The organism is Klebsiella sp. ZJOU C1 (assembly GCF_035620215.1).
In the GTDB taxonomy this organism is placed as follows: domain Bacteria; phylum Pseudomonadota; class Gammaproteobacteria; order Enterobacterales; family Enterobacteriaceae; genus Klebsiella; species Klebsiella variicola.
The window spans coordinates 303,163-317,887 of the sequence record NZ_CP141644.1; the positions used below are offsets into that span (position 1 = coordinate 303,163).

Below are 14,725 nucleotides of genomic sequence, written 5' to 3' on the forward strand. Positions count from 1 at the left end.
TGGGGGAGGGACTTATTTTTATCCTCTCCCCGGCGGGGGAGAGGGTGTAGGGAATCGGTCCTTGCTTACGATGGCATCGTTATGGCCTGCTTCTCTTCGAGCAGTTTTTCCACGACGCCAGGATCGGCGAGCGTCGAGGTATCGCCGAGGTTGCTGGTGTCGCCCGCGGCAATCTTACGCAGAATGCGACGCATGATTTTGCCCGAGCGGGTTTTCGGTAGCGAATCGGTCCAGTGCAGCACATCCGGCGTCGCCAGCGGGCCGATCTCTTTGCGCACCCAGTTACGCACTTCGGCATACAGCTCCGGCGTTGGTTCTTCGCCGTGATTGAGCGTCACGTAGGCGTAGATGGCCTGGCCTTTGATGTTGTGCGGGATCCCCACCACCGCCGCCTCAGCGATTTTCGGGTGCGACACCAGCGCGGATTCAATTTCCGCGGTACCCAGACGGTGGCCGGAGACGTTCAGCACGTCATCCACGCGGCCAGTGATCCAGTAGTAACCATCTTCATCGCGACGCGCGCCATCGCCGCTAAAGTACATATTTTTGAAGGTGGAGAAGTAGGTTTGCTCAAAGCGCTCATGGTCACCGAACAGGGTACGCGCCTGGCCGGGCCAGGAGTCGGCGATGGCAAGATTGCCCTCGGTGGCGCCATCCAGCGGCAGGCCTTCGTTATCCACCAGCACCGGCTGGACGCCGAAGAACGGACGCGTCGCGGAGCCGGCCTTCAGCTCGATTGCGCCCGGCAGCGGGGTGATCATAAAGCCGCCGGTTTCGGTCTGCCACCAGGTGTCCATCACCGGGCACTTCTCGTTGCCGATCTTCTTCCAGTACCACTCCCAGGCTTCCGGGTTAATCGGTTCGCCGACCGAGCCGAGAATGCGCAGCGAGGAACGGTCTGTGCCTTCGATAGCTTTGTCGCCTTCCGCCATCAGGGCGCGGATAGCCGTCGGGGCGGTATAGAGAATGCTGACCTTATGCTTATCGACGACCTGGCACATACGCGCCGGGGTTGGCCAGTTCGGTACCCCTTCGAACATCAGGGTGGTGGCGCCGCAGGCCAGCGGACCATACAGCAGATAGCTGTGGCCGGTGACCCAGCCCACATCGGCGGTGCACCAGTAAATATCGCCCGGATGGTAGTCGAAAACGTATTTAAAGGTGGTGGCCGCGTAGACCAGATAGCCGCCGGTGGTGTGCAGCACCCCTTTCGGTTTGCCGGTGGAGCCGGAGGTATAGAGGATGAACAGCGGATCTTCGGCGTTCATCTCGACGGGCCGGTGCTCGGCGCTGGCATTGGCCATCAGGTCGCTCCACCACAGGTCGCGGCCTTCCTGCCAGTCGATTTTGCCGCCGGTACGTTTCAGGACCACGACATGCTCAATACTGTTGACGTTCGGGTTTTTCAGCGCGTCATCAACGTTTTTCTTCAGCGGGATGGCGCGACCAGCGCGCAGCCCTTCGTCAGCGGTGATCACCAGGCGCGAGCTGGAGTCGATAATGCGCCCGGCCACCGCCTCCGGCGAGAAGCCGCCGAAAATCACTGAGTGGATAGCGCCGATGCGGGCGCAGGCCAGCATCGCCACCGCGGCTTCCGGCACCATCGGCATATAAATGGCGACCACATCGCCTTTTTTAATCCCAAGGTCGAGCAGCACATTGGCGAAGCGGCACACGTCCGCATGCAGTTCACGGTAGGTGATGTGCTTGCTCTGGCTGGCGTCGTCGCCTTCCCAGATGATGGCGGTTTGATCGCCGCGCTCGGCGAGATGGCGGTCGAGGCAGTTGGCGGCGAGGTTCAGGGTGCCATCTTCATACCATTTGATGGAAATATTACCCGGCGCGAAAGAGGTGTTCTTCACGCGGGTATAGGGGCGTATCCAGTCAAGGATCTTGCCCTGCTCGCCCCAAAATGTATCAGGGTCGGTTATGGATTGTTGGTACTGCGCCTTGTACTGTTCCGGGTTAATCAGGCAACGTTCCGCGATATTAGCGGGAATAGGGTGTTTGTGTATTTGGCTCATGGCTTTTTTTCTCCTTTGAACTTGTTAAATATATGTCAAACAAACGTTAATAGTAGGGGTTTTGACAGCTTTGTTTGTTAATTGGGGGGCAGATCACGCAATGATTCAACTGAGTGAAATTTCATCAAATGAAACTTTGAAGTGAAATAATTACGTAAATGAATTTATAGAAACGGAAGGTGTGAAATATTTTTTATTACAAATACTTATGCATTGTAACTGGGGAAAATTCGTGACTTTATGCAGAAAACCAGAAGAAAGCCCTATTCTTAAAGGCTTGCGCAGCATGCCGTGCAAATGATACTGATATTGCGCGTTAAATAACCCCACAAAGCAACGCAACACAATTCATACCCCCTGCAGTGGGTACCATGACGAAAAGGAATGGTGCCTTTCATTGAGGAAGTCAGTAGTGAAGAAAACGAAAAAAGTCAGTCTGGCCTGGCAAATCTTGCTAGCCCTGGTGCTGGGTATCCTTCTGGGCAGTTATCTGCATTACCACGCCGAAAGTCGCGATTGGTTGATTAGCAATTTGCTGACGCCGGCGGGCGATATCTTTATCCATCTGATTAAAATGATCGTGGTCCCGATTGTCATTTCGACCCTGGTGGTCGGGATTGCCGGCGTGGGCGATGCCAAGCAGTTAGGCCGGATCGGCGCCAAAACCATTATCTATTTCGAAGTGATCACCACGGTGGCGATCGTGCTGGGTATCACCCTGGCCAACGTCTTTCAGCCGGGGACCGGCATTGATATGTCACAGCTGGCGGCGGTTGATATTTCGAAATATCAGAGCACGACTGCCGAGGTGCAAAGCCATGCGCATGGCCTGATGGGCACTATCCTGTCGCTGGTCCCGACCAACATCGTGGCGTCGATGGCGAAAGGCGATATGCTGCCGATTATCTTCTTCTCGGTGCTGTTTGGTTTGGGGCTCTCCTCGCTGCCGGCGACCCACCGTGAGCCGCTGGTGACGGTCTTCCGCTCCATCTCCGAAACCATGTTTAAAGTCACCCACATGGTGATGCGCTATGCGCCGATCGGGGTGTTCGCCCTGATTTCGGTGACCGTCGCCACCTTTGGTTTCGCCTCGCTGTGGCCGCTGGCCAAGCTGGTACTGCTGGTTTACTTCGCGATCCTGTTCTTCGCGCTGGTGGTGCTGGGGATTGTCGCGCGTCTGTGTGGCCTGAGCATCTGGATCCTGATCCGTATCCTGAAAGATGAGCTGATTCTGGCCTACTCCACCGCCAGCTCGGAGAGCGTGCTGCCGCGCATTATCGAGAAGATGGAAGCCTATGGCGCGCCGGCGTCGATCACCAGCTTTGTGGTGCCGACCGGTTATTCCTTTAACCTCGATGGCTCAACGCTGTATCAGAGCATCGCGGCGATCTTTATCGCCCAGCTGTATGGTATCGACCTCTCTATCTGGCAGGAGATCACCCTGGTGCTGACTCTGATGGTGACCTCGAAAGGGATCGCTGGCGTGCCGGGCGTCTCCTTCGTGGTGCTGCTGGCAACCCTGGGTAGCGTGGGGATCCCGCTGGAAGGCCTCGCCTTTATCGCCGGTGTCGACCGTATTCTCGACATGGCGCGTACCGCGCTGAACGTGGTGGGCAATGCGCTGGCGGTGCTGGTTATCGCCAAATGGGAGCATAAGTTCGACCGCAAAAAAGCGCTGGCGTATGAACGCGAAGTGCTGGGCAAGTTTGATAAAACCGCCCAATAAAACACAAAGCCCGGCGCGAACGCCGGGCTTTTTCTTATCCTTTACTGATCCGGTCAAACTCTTCGCAGCCGGTATCAAACCCCTCCAGGCAGCTGACGTTAAGCCAGTGCAGCGCCTTCTGCTTATTCGGTTCGATAAAGCCTTTCTCTCCCTGCTGGAACATCATCCCGGCCCAGTATTCGGCATAGCCGGTCCGTGAGAGCGCCGAGCTGCCTTTGAAGTATTCGCTCGCTTTCACATCATCTTCCGGGCCGTGCACGCCGCTGGCGTAGATCAGCCCCAGCAGCATCTGGGCGTCCACCGCTGCATCGCTTTCGCTATCCCGGGCGGCATCCTGCAGCAGCGTGATGGCGTGCGCCACATCGGTGGGGCCAGCCTGACGGTTCACCAGCACCCGCGCCAGAACGATCTCCCCGGATTTACTGCCGACCTTGACGGCTTTTTCCGCCAGCTGGCGGGCCTGCGGATAGTCCGCCTGCTGAGGGTTGCGAATTTTGAGCTGCGCCAGCAGCGCCAGTGCATCGCCATCGCCCTGGGCGGCGGCCTTCTGCGCCCAGTATTCGGCTTTCTGATAATCACCGGAGCTGACCCAGGTATCGGCAAGGTAATATTGCGCGCGTCGATCGCCGGCTTCCGCCTGCTGTTGATACTGGCTGCCCGGTTCGGTGGCGACCGCTGCGCCGCTGGTGAAAACCAGTAGAAATAAAAAGAGGTATTTCATTTGTATTTATTATCAGCAAGGAACATAGCGCGCAGTATAAAGGGAGGCGAAAAAGAAGAAAATGGCGGGAATTAGCGGGGTAAATACCCGGAGAAGGCGCAACGCGCCGCCTCCGGGGAAAATCCCCGGTATCGCTACCGCTTACCGGGGCTACAGCGTTGTGCGATTTGGTAGCCCGGAGAAGGCGCAACGCGCCGCCTCCGGAGAAAATCCCCGGTGGCGCTAACGCTTACCGGGGCTACAGCGTTGTGCGATTTGGTAGCCCGGAGAAGGCGCAATGCGCCGCCTCCGGGGAAAATCCCCGGTATCGCTACCGCTTACCGGAGCTACAGCGTTGTGCGATTTGGTAGCCCGGAGAAGGCGCAATGCGCCGCCTCCGGGGAAAATCCCCGGTATCGCTACCGCTTACCGGGGCTACAGCGTTGTGCGATTTGGTAGCCCGGAGAAGGCGCAATGCGCCGCCACCGGGGAAAATCCCCGGTGGCGCTAACGCTTACCGGGGCTACTCAATGGTACAAAGGTTCGAACCTTAACCCATCGCGCTTTCGCGCAGGCGGGCTTTCAGCTTGTTGTACTCATCAATCACGTACTGTTCCGCCGCGCGCTGATCGGCAATCCGCTCAACGTTGACCGCGCAGTACTTGTACTCCGGCGTTTTGGTTATCGGACTCAGGTTCTCTGAGACCAGCTCGTTACAGGCACCGATCCACCACTGGTAGGTCATATACACCGCGCCTTTGTTCGGCCGGTCGCTGACCTGCGCGCGGGTGATGATCCGACCCTTACGCGAATTCACCCACACCAGCGCTTCATCTTCGATGCCTAACCGTTCGGCGTCGGCGGTGTTGATTTGCGCATAGCCAGGTTCATCCGCCAGTGCCGCCAGCGCCGCGCAGTTACCGGTCATTGAACGACACGAGTAGTGGCCGACTTCGCGCACCGTCGACAGCACCATTGGGTACTCGTCGGTGAGCTTATCGATCGGCGCGACCCAGTCGCAGGTGAAGAACTGCGCCAGCCCGTTCGGGGTATCGAACTTCTCTTTAAACAGATACGACGTCCCCTGGTCGGCGTCGGACTCATCGCGGCATGGCCACATGACGTAGCCGAGTTCGCCCATTTTCTCATAGGTGGCGCCGTAGAAGTCCGGGCACAGATGCCGCAACTCATCCCAGATCTCCTGGGTATTGTTGTAGTGCATCGGATAGCCCATCCGGGTGGCGATTTCGCTGATGATCTGCCAGTCGGTTTTCAGGTCCCACTTCGGCTCCACGGCTTTAAAGAAGCGCTGGAAGCCGCGGTCCGCTGCGGTATACACGCCTTCGTGCTCGCCCCACGATGTGGACGGCAGGATGACGTCGGCCGCGGAGGCGGTTTTGGTCATGAAAATGTCCTGGACGATAACCAGTTCCAGATCGTCGAACGCTTTGCGGACCGCCGAGAGTTCGGCATCGGTCTGCAGCGGATCCTCACCCATGATGTACGCTGCCCGCACTTCACCGTGCGCCGCGCGATGCGGCAGCTCGCTGATGCGATAGCCGGTATGTTCCGGCAGGCTGTCGACGCCCCAGGCTTTGGCGAACTTCTCGCGGTTCTCCGGGAATTTGACGTACTGGTAGCCCGGATAGGTATCCGGCAGCGCGCCCATATCGCAGGCCCCCTGGACGTTGTTCTGGCCGCGTACCGGGTTGACGCCGACGCTCGGCTTGCCGAGGTTGCCGGTGAGGATCGCCAGGCTGGTCAGCGACCGGACCGTCTCCACGCCCTGATAGAACTGGGTGACGCCCATGCCCCACAGGATGGCGGCGGATTTGGCGCTGGCGTACATCCGGGCGCAGGCGCGGATCTCCTGGGCGCTAACCCCGGTGATCTCTTCCACCGACTCCGGCGTATAGCCTTCAACGATTTTGCGATACTCCTCGAAGCCCTCGGAACGGCTGGCGACGAAGGATTTATCGTACAGATCCTCTTCAATAATCACGTGGCCAATGGCGTTGAGCAGCGCGATATTCGAGCCGTTCTTCAGCGCAATGTGCATGTCGGCGATGCGCGCGGTTTCAATTTTGCGCGGGTCGCAGACGATGATTTTCGCCCCGTTGCGTTTGGCGTTAATGACGTGATTCGCCACGATAGGGTGGGAATCCGCCGGGTTGTAACCGAAGATAAACACCAGATCGGTGTTATCAATCTCCGTGATGGCATTACTCATGGCGCCGTTACCGACCGACTGGTGCAGACCTGCAACCGAAGGGCCGTGTCAGACGCGAGCGCAGCAGTCGACGTTATTGGTACCAATAACGGCGCGCGCGAATTTTTGCATCACATAGTTGGTTTCATTACCGGTGCCGCGGGAGGAGCCGGTGGTTTGGATCGCATCCGGGCCATATTTGGCTTTAATGGCGCTGAGGCGAGTGGCGACGTAATCCAGCGCCTCATCCCAGGAGACAGCTTCCAGCTTGCCGCCGCGTTGACGACGGATCATGGGGGTTTTCAGGCGCGGCGTCAGGATCTGGGTATCGTTAATAAAGTCCCAGCCATAATAGCCCTTCAGGCACAGGGTTCCCTGGTTGGTTTTCCCCTGCGCCGCTTCAGCCCGAACGATTTTGCCGTTATCGACCACCAGGTTGATTTTGCAACCTGATGCGCAATACGGGCAAACCGTGACGACTTTTTTCATCGGTCTTGCTCCAGTTATTCAATGGGCGCGTTTGCGCTATCGCGCCGTCACTATGCATCTTCTATGCCATATTTTCATTGTGGATATTCCTTGATGATACGCGGCTTTTTTGGGCGAAATGCTGACGAAAAACAGCCTGTCGACAGATTTGACGTGTCGATACGCCGGAGATGTGACGGCGCTTGAAAAAATGTCACCGGGAGAGGAATTTGTCGGCGCAGGCTTGCAGAATCGATCAGACTGACACTAATTCCCCGCGGGCAGAGGCAAAGATGAAACCAGTCATTTTGGTGGTGGATGACGACATAGCGATGGGCGAACTGCTCAGCGATGTGCTTGGCGCGCACGCGTTTGAAGTATTGGTCTGCCAGACCGGCGGCGACGCGCTGGCGAGGGTGGCGCAGCGGGCAGACATCGCGCTGGTTTTGCTGGATATGATCCTGCCGGATACCCATGGTCTGCAGGTGCTTCAGCAGCTGCAGCGCACGCGGCCTGAGTTGCCGGTGGTGATGCTGTCTGGTCTGGGCAGTGAGTCTGATGTAGTGGTGGGCCTGGAGATGGGCGCCGATGATTACATCGCCAAACCTTTCAGCTCGCGGGTGGTGGTCGCCCGGGTGAAAGCGGTACTGCGACGCAGCGGGGCGCTGGCCGGCGAGACGTCGGGCGTCGGCAGCGGCCTGACGTTTAACGGCTGGCGGCTGGATACCACGCGCTGCGAACTGTATAACCCGCAGCAGCAGGCGATCCCGCTGACCCAGGGAGAATATGGCCTGCTGCTGGCGCTGGCGCAGAACGCGCGCCGGGTATTGAATCGCGAACAGCTGCTGGCGCTGACTCATAATGAAAGCACTGAGGTGTTCGACCGGACCATCGACGTGCTGATCATGCGCCTGCGCCGCAAAATCGAGTTAAACCCGCATCAGCCGACGTTGATTAAAACCCTGCGCGGTCTGGGCTATGTCTTTTCCGCCGATGTGACCCACAGCGATAAGGCGGCGTAGGGCGAGGTGCTGCCAACCTGCTCTTGACTTTATTTAGCGCGGCGAGTTTACTTTTTTTATTAAAGTGACACCTTGGGTTAATCTATGCCATCAAAATTAAACTGGCTGCTGCAAAACAGTGCTCCCGGAGATGTGATCCTTCAGTCCTGGTTAAGCCGGCATGCCATCTCTCCCTCTCTGGCCTTTAAATACACGCAAAGTGGCTGGTTAAAAAAACGAGGCAACGGCGTATACGCGCGTGCGGGACGTGAGCCGGAGTGGAACGATGCATTAGCATGTTTGCAAAATCAGCTAGCCGCTCCGGTGTATGTCGCGGGGCTCAGTAGCTTAGTCTGGCAGGGTCGTTCACACTATCTACAGCTCAAACAAAACCAGTGCTGGTTGAGTATGGAAAATAAAGCGCTGCTGCCAAAATGGTTCAGGGAATTCCCGGGTGTGGAGTGGATAGTCATATCGGGGCAAAAACTGCCGGTGCTGGATGATAAATACCGCGTAATGCTTGATGTAAAAGGGAAAAGACTCACCGGCAGTGCGCCGGAACTGGCTGCTTACGAGTTGTTGAGCGCGGTACCGGGGACCCTCTCATTTAACCACGCGGCAGAGCTTTTCCAGGGACTGGTTAATCTTAATCCTCGTAAAGTAGAGTATCTGCTTTCTGTCAGCCAGTCCGTGCAGACCAAGCGTTTGTATCTCTTTTTCGCCAGTTTTTACGAGCATGGTTGGCTCAGACGAATCGATAGCCAAAAAATCGATCTGGGTGCGGGTAAGCGGCAAATCGTGGTAAATGGCAAGTTCAATGCTCAATATCAAATCACTGTGCCTGAACGCTTTCAAAAGGAATAAAAAATATGGATATACAGGCGCCCTATTATCGGCAGGTTGCTCTGTTAATGCAGGTTTTACCCTATGTTGCCGTCGAACGGGAATTTGCTCTGAAAGGTGGCACGGCAATCAATCTCTTTATCCGTGATTTCCCACGATTATCGGTGGATATCGACCTCGCCTGGGTGCCCCTGGAAAGCAGAACGATCGCTTTACCTCATATACGGGATGCGCTTGCACGTATTGCCGCTAATCTGCAACAACAGGCAGGTATGAACGCTGTATTACAAGCTAATCGTTCCGATGAGATGCGTGTCGTTGTTACTACCGATAGCGCACAAATAAAGATAGAGGTCTCACCGGTCGCACGGGGAACATTATATCCACCACAGGAGCGAGAGGTGGTGGGGGCGGTAGAGGACGTTTTTGGCTATGCCAGCCTTCCGGTGGTTTCGTTGCCCGATCTCTACGGTGGAAAATTATGCGCGGCGCTGGATCGCCAGCATCCCAGAGATTTTTATGATGTGAAATTACTTCTTGATGCGCAGGAGCTTAACCGTCCCATTTTCAATGGGTTTATCGCGTATTTACTTAGCCATAATCGGCCTCTGGCTGAAGTGCTTAGTCCTCGCTGGAAAGATATTGCTGAACCCTTTTACCGTGAATTCAGCGGGATGACATTTGAGACGATAGCCCTGGAGGAACTGACAGCAGTCCCCTACAGGATGATTGATGCGTTAAAATCCTGTTTCACGCAACAGGATGTCGATTTTTTGCTGTCATTTAAACGAGGCGAACCAGACTGGCGTTTAGCGCCGGAAACGCGTATTCAGGATTTGCCTGCCGTGCAGTGGAAATTGCGCAATATTCATCAGATGCCAGCGATAAAACGCGCTGAGTCATTAGATAAACTGGAAAAGGTGTTGGCCGAGTGGCGCAGTTAGTCATCTGGCCCGGGCTTGTTGAACTCAGCGTAAAACAGGCGTGATTTGAATAAACCGTATCCCTTTTCTCGCCATGATACGTCGTTCTCCTGTGGCATCGCCCTGATAGCGGGATCTGCCCAGTCTAACCATTCTGCAACTGAATAAACGCCTGCAGCTCAGGGAGCGTTTTGGCGCCGTCGATCGCGTTGGCGGCCTGCAGGCTGGCGCGGGCGCAGGCGTGGGCCAGCTGCAGACTGTCGGTTAACGGCCAGCGTTCGTGACTGCCATACAGCAGGCCGGCGCAGAAGGCATCTCCCGCGCCGACGCTGCCGATAATCTCCTCCGGCGGCAGCCGCCATGACGGTACCCAGCGCCCGGCTTCCGTGCGGGATACGCCCCATGCGCCCTCCGGACAATGGATCACCACCCGCTGGCGCACGCCGGCGTCAAGTAATGCGCTGGCGGCGCGGGCGATATTAGCGACGTGCGGCTCACCGTTGGGCAGACGGATTTCCAGCCCGCTAAACTCGCTGGCCTCCAGCTCATTGATGGTCAGGTAGTCGAGATGCGCCAGCGCCGGCAGGACCCGCGGGCGGTAGTGCGGATCGCCTTTGCGCGACACCAGGTCGAGGGACACTTCATAGCCTCGATCGCGCATCTGCGCCAGCAGTCGCGCGCTGCGGGTGCCGAACGCCTCGTCGGGCCGATCAAGGCTTTCGAGCAGCAGCAGATAGCCGAGATGAAAAATCTTCAGCGGCGTATCCAGCGGCTCAAAGGCCGGGAGGTCAAGCAGTCGGTTGGCGCCGGGAGAGTGAAAGAAGGTGCGCTGGCCGTCGGCGTCGGTCATCACCTGGGTCATCGAGGTGGGTGCGGAGCTGGTGCGCTGCACGAGCTGGCGATTGATATGGTACTGATCGAGCATGGCGGTAATGTAGTCGCCGTCGTTATCCTCGCCAATCAGGCCAACCGCCTGCAGCGGCAGTCCGGCATGCATTTTAGCCAGGGTCAGCAGGACATTCAGCGGGGCGCCGCCGGTGGCGCGTTCACTATGGACAATTTCCACCAGCCAGCCGCGCTCCGGCCACTGCCTGATCTGGTGGACATGATCGACCAGCATGTTGCCTGCGGCAATAATCCCTTTACGTTCCATGATCGCTACTCCGCGCCGTCATACTCGTTAAGCGTAGCGCACAATCGGCGGAACGATTGTGCGCCGGGTTGCGCTTATTTCACGGTCCAGCCTTTGTAAGAGCTGACGTTGTTTTTGTCGATCATCGTCACCGGGATTAGCACTGGCGCGGTCGGCGCCGGTTTGCCCTGTAGGATGTCGTAGCCAATCTCCACCGCCTTCGCCGCCATGACCTGCGGATCCTGCGCCGGCGTCGCGACGAACAGGGAGTTCTTACGCTTCAGCGCCTCTTCGCCGTCCGGGCTGCCGTCGACACCCACGATGAAGAACTCGCTACGCTGCGCCTGTTTCGCCGCCAGATCGGCGCCAATCGCCGTCGGATCGTTGATCGCGAACACGCCGTCAATCTTCGGATTGGCCGCCAGCAGGGAGGTCATCACCTCCAGGCCGCCTTCCCGGCTGCCTTTAGCGTTCTGGTTGGAGGAGAGGATTTTTATATCCGGGTGTTTTTTGAACTCCGTTTCGCAGCCTTCGACGCGGTTTTGTACCGCAGATACCGGCGGCCCGTTGATGATCACCACGCTGCCTTTGTTGTTCAGGCGGTCGCTAATGTATTTACAGGCCAGCTCGCCCGCCTGGGTGTTATCGGAGGTAATGGTGGCGTCGGCGCCTTCGGCGGCGACGTCAACCGCCACCACCACGATCCCGGCCTCTTTGGCCCGCTTCACCGCCGGGCCAATGCCCTTCGAATCGGCGGCGTTGAGGATGATCATATCGACTTTGGCGGCGATAAAGTTATCGATCTGCGCCACCTGCTGGCCCAAATCGTAGCCGCTGGAGACCAGCGTCACTTTGACATTATCTCCCGCCAGCTTGCGGGCCTCCAGCTCCGCCCCTTTGGTGATCTGCACAAAGAACGGGTTGGCAAGGTCGCCCACTGTCACGCCAATCGCTTTCAGTTCTTTGGCCGACGCAAAGGGGGAGGCGGCCAGCAGCGCGCCAGCACACAGCGCGGTCACTATCGGTTTTAAACGCATTCGCTTTTCCTCGCAGGTAAGATGGTGTTGTTATGCACTTTGATGGTGTCGGGTACGGTATTTGTCGATCAGCACCGCAATGATGATCACCGCCCCTTTGATCACCAGTTGCCAGAAGTAGGAGACCCCCATCAGGGTCATGCCGTTATTGAGGGTGGCGATAATCAGCGCCCCCACCAGCGTACCGGTGATGGTGCCGATACCACCGACGAAGCTGGTGCCGCCGAGAATGACCGCGGCGATGGCATCCAGTTCGTAGCCGACGCCGAGGTTGCCGTTGGCGCTGTATAACCGCGAGGCGCTCATCACCCCGCCAAGACCGGAGAGCAGGCCGCTCATGCCGTAGACAAACAGCAGCACCAGCCAGACTTTGATGCCGGTCAGCCGCGCCGCCTGCATGTTGCCGCCCACCGCGTAGATATGCACCCCAAGGGTAGTGCGGCGCAGGATAAACCAGCACACCGCGATAACCGCCAGGGCGATGACCACCAGCCACGGCACCGGGCCGAGGTAGTCATTGCCGATCCACTCAAAGCTGATATCGGAGTTGATCACCGTGGTGCCGTCGGCCAGCAGATAGGCGGCGCCTCGCAGCGCCGTGTAGGTGCCGAGGGTGACGATAAACGGCGGTAGCCCGGCGAAGGCGACCAGCGCGCCGTTGAACAGCCCAAGCAGCAGGCCGAGCATCAGCGCCGCCGGAATCGACAGCAACGCCAGCTCCGGGATCAGCGACACCACCATTGCCGCCACCGCGGTGGTGCCGAGAATGGAGCCAACGGAGAGGTCAATGCCGCCGGTAAGAATGATGAAGGTCATTCCCGCCGCCAGCACAATGTTGATCGAGGCCTGGCGGGTGATATTCAGCAGATTGCTTTCCGTGAAAAAGTTGGGGGCGATAAAGCCGAAAACGGCGACGATCAGGATGAGGATCGGCAGAATGCCGACGGTCTGCATCAGGTCGCCCATCAACATTTTTTTCGCCGAAGCGGATTTCGCGACCGGCGCGGAGGTCTCTTTCGGTATGCTCATAGTTGCCCTGCCTTAAGGTGAGAATCGTTCACGCCGGTGGCCAGCGTCATGATACTTTCCTGGCTGATATCGCCGGCCTGTAACTCGCCGGCGATAGCGCCCTCGCGCATCACATAGACCCGGTCGCTCATGCCCACCACTTCGGGCAGTTCGCTGGAGATCATCAGAATGGCGACGCCCTGGCGCGCCATGTCGTTCATGATGCGGTAAATCTCGCTTTTCGCGCCGACGTCGACGCCGCGGGTGGGTTCATCGAGGATCAGAATGCGCGGGCCAATCGCCACCCAGCGTGAAATCAATAATTTCTGCTGGTTGCCGCCGGACAGTCCGCCGGCGCGCACCTGGGCGTGCGGCACGCGGATGTTAAGCAACTGGATGGCGTCATCGGAGATGGTTTGCGCCTTCCGGCGGTTGAGCATCCCCCAGTTCGCGTCGCGTTCCAGCGTCGCCATGGTGATGTTTTCCTGGGCTGCCAGTTCGAGAAACAACCCCTGTTCTTTGCGGTTTTCGGTCAGAAAGCCGATCCCGAGGTCGATGGCTTCGCGCGGCGAGTGGATCACCACCGGCTCGCCGTCGATCTCAATCACCCCGCCAGTGGCTTTGCGCACGCCGAAGATCAGCTGCGCCAGTTCGGACCGCCCGGCGCCGACCAGTCCGGCGAGGCCGACGATTTCGCCAGCATGCACCACGAGGCTGCTGGGCTTAACCTTGCCGCCATCGGTCAGATCCTCGACCCGCAGGCGCGGCTGGCCGCGGGGAATGTCGCGTTCTTTATTGAACAGATCGCTGAGCGGGCGGCCGACCATCATGCGCACCAGCTCCGGCGCGTTGAGCTTGTCGCGCACCAGGCTGCCGACATACTGCCCGTCGCGCAGGACGCTGACGCGGTCGGAGAGCTCATACACTTCCGCCATGCGGTGGCTGATATAGATAATCGCCATCCCCTCATCGCGCAGGCGCAGGATGAGCTCGAACAGGCGCTGGGTTTCCCGCGAGGAGAGGGCGGCGGTGGGTTCATCCATCACCAGAATGCGGCTTTGACGGTGGAGCGCCCGGGCGATCTCCACCTGCTGCTGTTCGGCGATGGTCAGGGTCATCACCCGGTCGCTGGCTTTGAACTGGGCGCCGAGACGGTCGATCACCGCCTGCGCCTGGCTGAGCATGGCTTTGCGCTGCACCAGGCCACCGCGCGCCAGCTCGCTGCCGAGGAAAATGTTTTCCGCGACGGTCAGGTTCGGCGCCAGCTGCATCTCCTGATAGATCAACGTGATCCCAGCGGCCAGCGCGTCCTTGGGGCCGCGGATGGTTTGCGGTTTTCCGTCGATCAGGATCTCGCCGCTGGTGGCGGTATAGGCGCCGGCAAGGATCTTCATCAGCGTGCTTTTTCCGGCGCCGTTTTCTCCCATCAGGGCATGGATCTCCCCTGGCCAGACCGGCAGGTCGACGCCCTTCAGCGCGTAGAATTTGCCAAAAGCTTTGGCGATATGGCGCATTTCCAGTACCGGGGTGGCGGTCATCGCGGCGCTCCTGTCTATGAGAACAATAGCTGCAGTCCACCACCGGAAAATAAATGCAGAATGTCAGAATCCATTCATATTTGTCATAGTGATAAATAGTTAACCGCGATCACAGT

General features: G+C 58.1%; 11 protein-coding genes and 1 pseudogene. 5 read left to right on the forward strand and 7 right to left on the reverse strand.

Going from position 1 to position 14,725, the window contains the following annotated elements; translation table 11 throughout:
- Positions 1 to 65: 65 nt before the first annotated feature.
- A complete protein-coding gene (gene acs, locus SPE70_RS01415; protein ID WP_008807262.1) occupies positions 66 to 2,024 on the reverse strand; it encodes an acetate--CoA ligase in 1,959 nt (652 codons plus the stop codon).
- A gap of 100 nt (positions 2,025 to 2,124) precedes the next feature.
- Here acs and SPE70_RS01420 point away from each other — a divergent pair.
- Positions 2,125 to 2,325, forward strand: a pseudogene (locus SPE70_RS01420) (hypothetical protein).
- A gap of 111 nt (positions 2,326 to 2,436) precedes the next feature.
- On the forward strand, positions 2,437 to 3,750 hold the full coding sequence (gltP, locus tag SPE70_RS01425; RefSeq protein WP_012543161.1) for a glutamate/aspartate:proton symporter GltP: 1,314 nt from the start codon (positions 2,437 to 2,439) through the stop codon (positions 3,748 to 3,750).
- Positions 3,751 to 3,784: 34 nt separating this feature from the next.
- Here gltP and SPE70_RS01430 read toward each other — a convergent pair whose 3' ends face one another.
- Both SPE70_RS01430 and fdhF read right to left on the reverse strand, forming a co-directional pair.
- Positions 3,785 to 4,471 (reverse strand): tetratricopeptide repeat protein, encoded by a 687-nt coding sequence (locus SPE70_RS01430; RefSeq protein ID WP_016160120.1) that lies wholly within the window; start codon positions 4,469 to 4,471, stop codon positions 3,785 to 3,787.
- Between the two features lie 529 nt (positions 4,472 to 5,000).
- Positions 5,001 to 7,148, reverse strand: a complete 2,148-nt coding sequence (gene fdhF / locus SPE70_RS01435) for a formate dehydrogenase subunit alpha (RefSeq protein WP_077625434.1) — start codon at positions 7,146 to 7,148, stop codon at positions 5,001 to 5,003.
- Between the two features lie 272 nt (positions 7,149 to 7,420).
- Between fdhF and SPE70_RS01440 the strand changes: the two genes are divergently transcribed.
- The 3 genes from SPE70_RS01440 to SPE70_RS01450 all read left to right on the forward strand — a co-directional run bounded on the left by SPE70_RS01440 (position 7,421) and on the right by SPE70_RS01450 (position 9,915).
- Positions 7,421 to 8,149 carry a response regulator transcription factor gene (locus tag SPE70_RS01440; RefSeq protein ID WP_008807258.1) on the forward strand — a complete coding sequence of 243 codons (729 nt, stop codon included), beginning with the start codon at positions 7,421 to 7,423 and terminating at the stop codon, positions 8,147 to 8,149.
- Between the two features lie 84 nt (positions 8,150 to 8,233).
- Positions 8,234 to 8,992, forward strand: coding sequence for a type IV toxin-antitoxin system AbiEi family antitoxin (locus SPE70_RS01445; RefSeq protein ID WP_040971113.1), 759 nt, complete (start codon positions 8,234 to 8,236; stop codon positions 8,990 to 8,992).
- A gap of 5 nt (positions 8,993 to 8,997) precedes the next feature.
- Positions 8,998 to 9,915: a nucleotidyl transferase AbiEii/AbiGii toxin family protein gene (locus tag SPE70_RS01450; RefSeq protein WP_040971114.1), complete on the forward strand. Its 918-nt coding sequence runs from the start codon at positions 8,998 to 9,000 to the stop codon at positions 9,913 to 9,915.
- Between the two features lie 124 nt (positions 9,916 to 10,039).
- Here SPE70_RS01450 and SPE70_RS01455 read toward each other — a convergent pair whose 3' ends face one another.
- The 4 genes from SPE70_RS01455 to SPE70_RS01470 all read right to left on the reverse strand — a co-directional run bounded on the left by SPE70_RS01455 (position 10,040) and on the right by SPE70_RS01470 (position 14,609).
- Positions 10,040 to 11,047 carry a carbohydrate kinase family protein gene (locus SPE70_RS01455; RefSeq protein ID WP_022065799.1) on the reverse strand — a complete coding sequence of 336 codons (1,008 nt, stop codon included), beginning with the start codon at positions 11,045 to 11,047 and terminating at the stop codon, positions 10,040 to 10,042.
- 74 nt (positions 11,048 to 11,121) lie between these two features.
- Entirely contained in the window at positions 11,122 to 12,063 is a 942-nt protein-coding gene (locus SPE70_RS01460) for an ABC transporter substrate-binding protein (RefSeq protein ID WP_012543155.1), read from the reverse strand.
- 30 nt (positions 12,064 to 12,093) lie between these two features.
- On the reverse strand, positions 12,094 to 13,092 hold the full coding sequence (locus SPE70_RS01465; protein ID WP_004206363.1) for an ABC transporter permease subunit: 999 nt from the start codon (positions 13,090 to 13,092) through the stop codon (positions 12,094 to 12,096).
- A complete protein-coding gene (locus SPE70_RS01470) occupies positions 13,089 to 14,609 on the reverse strand; it encodes a sugar ABC transporter ATP-binding protein (RefSeq protein WP_063105928.1) in 1,521 nt (506 codons plus the stop codon). The genes SPE70_RS01465 and SPE70_RS01470 overlap by 4 nt, the downstream gene beginning before the upstream one ends.
- Positions 14,610 to 14,725 lie beyond the last annotated feature (116 nt).